General features: G+C 67.8%; 2 protein-coding genes, 2 rRNA genes and 1 pseudogene. 1 reads left to right on the top strand and 4 read right to left on the bottom strand.

Features of this window, described 5'->3' with window-relative positions; genetic code table 11:
• Nucleotides 1–322, top strand: a pseudogene (locus tag ACTHJJ_RS01625) (uridine kinase); the annotation flags it as partial.
• Between the two features lie 52 nt (nt 323–374).
• Here ACTHJJ_RS01625 and ACTHJJ_RS01620 read toward each other — a convergent pair.
• The 4 genes from ACTHJJ_RS01620 to ACTHJJ_RS01605 form a co-directional block, all read right to left on the bottom strand.
• Nucleotides 375–1,523, bottom strand: a complete 1,149-nt coding sequence (locus tag ACTHJJ_RS01620; RefSeq protein WP_440301193.1) for an adenosine deaminase — start codon at nt 1,521–1,523, stop codon at nt 375–377.
• Nucleotides 1,520–1,891: a cupin domain-containing protein gene (locus ACTHJJ_RS01615; protein WP_440301192.1), complete on the bottom strand. Its 372-nt coding sequence runs from the start codon at nt 1,889–1,891 to the stop codon at nt 1,520–1,522. Before ACTHJJ_RS01615 ends, ACTHJJ_RS01620 begins: the two co-directional genes overlap by 4 nt.
• A 107-nt stretch (nt 1,892–1,998) precedes the next feature.
• A 5S ribosomal RNA gene (rrf, locus tag ACTHJJ_RS01610) occupies nt 1,999–2,115 on the bottom strand.
• 82 nt (nt 2,116–2,197) lie between these two features.
• Nucleotides 2,198–2,414: ribosomal RNA gene (locus ACTHJJ_RS01605) — 23S ribosomal RNA — on the bottom strand; the annotation flags it as partial.

Here is a 2,414-nt window from a genome sequence, read left to right as displayed (position 1 = left end):
CACCCACACGGTGACGGCCCGTCCCCAGGACCGCATCCTGGCCGAGGGCCTCTTTGCCGGTCGGCTCGTCGGACCCCTACGGTCGGAGGGCCTGCTGGCCGACGCCCTGTGCGTGCGACGCAACCGATGGGTCACCTTCGGGCTGCGCCTCGCCCGCGACCTCTCGGAGCGTCGGAAGGCACCGCACATCCTTGTGCGCCGGGGCCTCCGCCTGCTCCGTGACGAGCCACGGGTGGTCGCCGAGGCTCGGGACTACGGCGCGCGTCCGGTGCGTCCCAAGCAGGTCGCGTCGGCCCTCGAAGAGCACCTCCCCCACCCCTGACCCCGCCGGCTCGTCAGCCGAACGGGCCGCTCGAGGTCAGGGAGGGCGTCGGTCAGCCTGTCGCCGGCAGTAGGGGCAGGTAGCCGGGCTTGATGACGTCGTCGATGATGGCGAGCCGCTCATCGAACGGGATGAACGCCGACTTCATCGCGTTGATCGTGACCCAGCGCAGGTCCTCGATGGTCCACTCCGCCTGCTCGGCGAGCAGCATCGCCTCCCGGCTCGCGCTCGTGTGGCTCATGAGTCGGTTGTCGGTGTTGAGCGTGACGCGGAAGCGCAGACGCTTGAGCAGGGTGATCGGGTGCAGGGAGATGGAGAGGGCGGCACCCGTCTGCAGGTTGCTCGTGGGGCACATCTCGAGCGGGATCCGACGGTCGCGGACGTAGCCTGCGAGACCCCCGAGACGCACGTCGTCCAGGTCGACGTCGACCAGGGCGCGCGGCTCGTCACGGTGGGCCTCCAGCCAGGTGGCGAAGGGCAGCCCCTCGATGGTGATGTCGTCGACGATGCGCACCCCGTGGCCGAGCCGGTCCGCGCCGCACCACTGGATGGCCTCCCAGATCGAGGGCAGGCCGAAGGCCTCGCCGGCATGGATCGTGAAGTGGGCGTTCTCCCGGCGCAGGTACTCGAACGCGTCAAGGTGGCGCGTGGGCGGGTAGCCGGCCTCGGCCCCGGCGATGTCGAAGCCGGAGACGCCCTCTTCGCGGTAGCGGACGACGAGCTCGGCGATCTCGCGGGAGTTCGCCGCGTGGCGCATGGCGGTCAGCAGGCCGGTGACGCGGATGGGCCGACCCGCCTCGGCCGCCTTGGTCTCGCCGTCACGGAAACCGGCGTTGACGACCTCGACGACCTCCTCGAGCGTCAGGCCTTGGCCGAGGTGCTGCTCCGGCGCGTACCGGCTCTCGGCATAGACGACGCCGTCGGCTGCGAGGTCCTGGGCGCACTCGCTCGCGACCCGGAAGAGCCCCTCCTTGGTCTGCATGACGGCCAGGGTCTGGTCGAAGGTCTCCAGGTAGCGGGGCAGCGAGCCGGAGCTGGCGCTGTCGCGGAACCACCAGCCGAGCGTCTCAGCGTTGGTGCTGGGCAGGTCCTGATAGCCGACCTCATCGGCGAGTTCGATGATCGTCTGCGGGCGTAGGCCCCCGTCGAGGTGGTCGTGGAGCAGGACCTTCGGAGCCACCACCAGGGCGTCGTCGCTCATGCCTCGTCCTCGCGGTTGACGCTCTCGTTGGTGAAGGCGGGCAGGCAGACCGATACGTATTCGGCGCCCTCGTCGCCACAGGAGTAGCGCACCCGCTCCCCTCGCCTGGAGATGGCCGTCTGGCCGGCCTCGACAGTGAGGACCCCTCCGTCGTGCTCGACCAGGACCTGGCCGCGGAGTACGACGGTGATCTCGTCGAAGTCAGGCGTCTGTGCCGGCTCCGACCACCCGCCCGGAGCGACCATGTGCGCCACGGAGACCGAGGAGGCGAGGTCGAGGTCGGGCGTCGTGACCGCCCCGACGTGCTCCTCGATGATCTTGCCGCCGGCGACCGGGATACGGGTGGGTGCAGCGATGAGTTCAGGCACGGGCCCACCCTACGCGGTGCTCACCCGAGCAACGCAACATCCCGCCGGGCATGCAAAGAAGCGCCTGCCTCGACCGAAGTCGAGGAGGCGCCTCTTTGTGAAAGTGTGTCCGGCTGCGTCCTACTCTCCCACACCGTCACCAGTGCAGTACCATCGGCGCTGAAGGGCTTAGCTTCCGGGTTCGGAATGGGACCGGGCGTTTCCCCTTCGCTATGACAGCCGTAACGTTGTCGACCTTTTTTTGTTGTGCCATCGGTGTGGTGATGGTTGTGGGTCGGGAACCGCACAGTGGACGCGAGCTTCTTTGTAGTCAAGTCGTCGGCTTATTAGTACCGGTCAGCTCCACACATTGCTGTGCTTCCACGTCCGGCCTATCAACCCCGTCGTCTACTGGGAGCCTCTCACCCCTCGAGGGGGTACGGAAACCTCATCTTGAAACGTGCTTCCCGCTTAGATGCTTTCAGCGGTTATCACTTCCGAACGTAGCCAATCAGCGGTGCCCTTGGCAGGACAACTGACACAC

Origin of the sequence: Intrasporangium sp., from assembly GCF_051961875.1 — a bacterium.
In the GTDB taxonomy this organism is placed as follows: domain Bacteria; phylum Actinomycetota; class Actinomycetes; order Actinomycetales; family Dermatophilaceae; genus Intrasporangium_A.
The sequence above is the reverse complement of the archived record's forward strand: the minus strand, read 5'-3'. Positions and strand labels throughout refer to the sequence as shown.

Coding starts and splice junctions, on each gene's coding strand:
- ACTHJJ_RS01620 (WP_440301193.1), bottom strand. CDS start 1,523: ATGAGCGACGACGCCCTGGTGGTGGCTCCGAAGGTCCTGCTCCACGAC.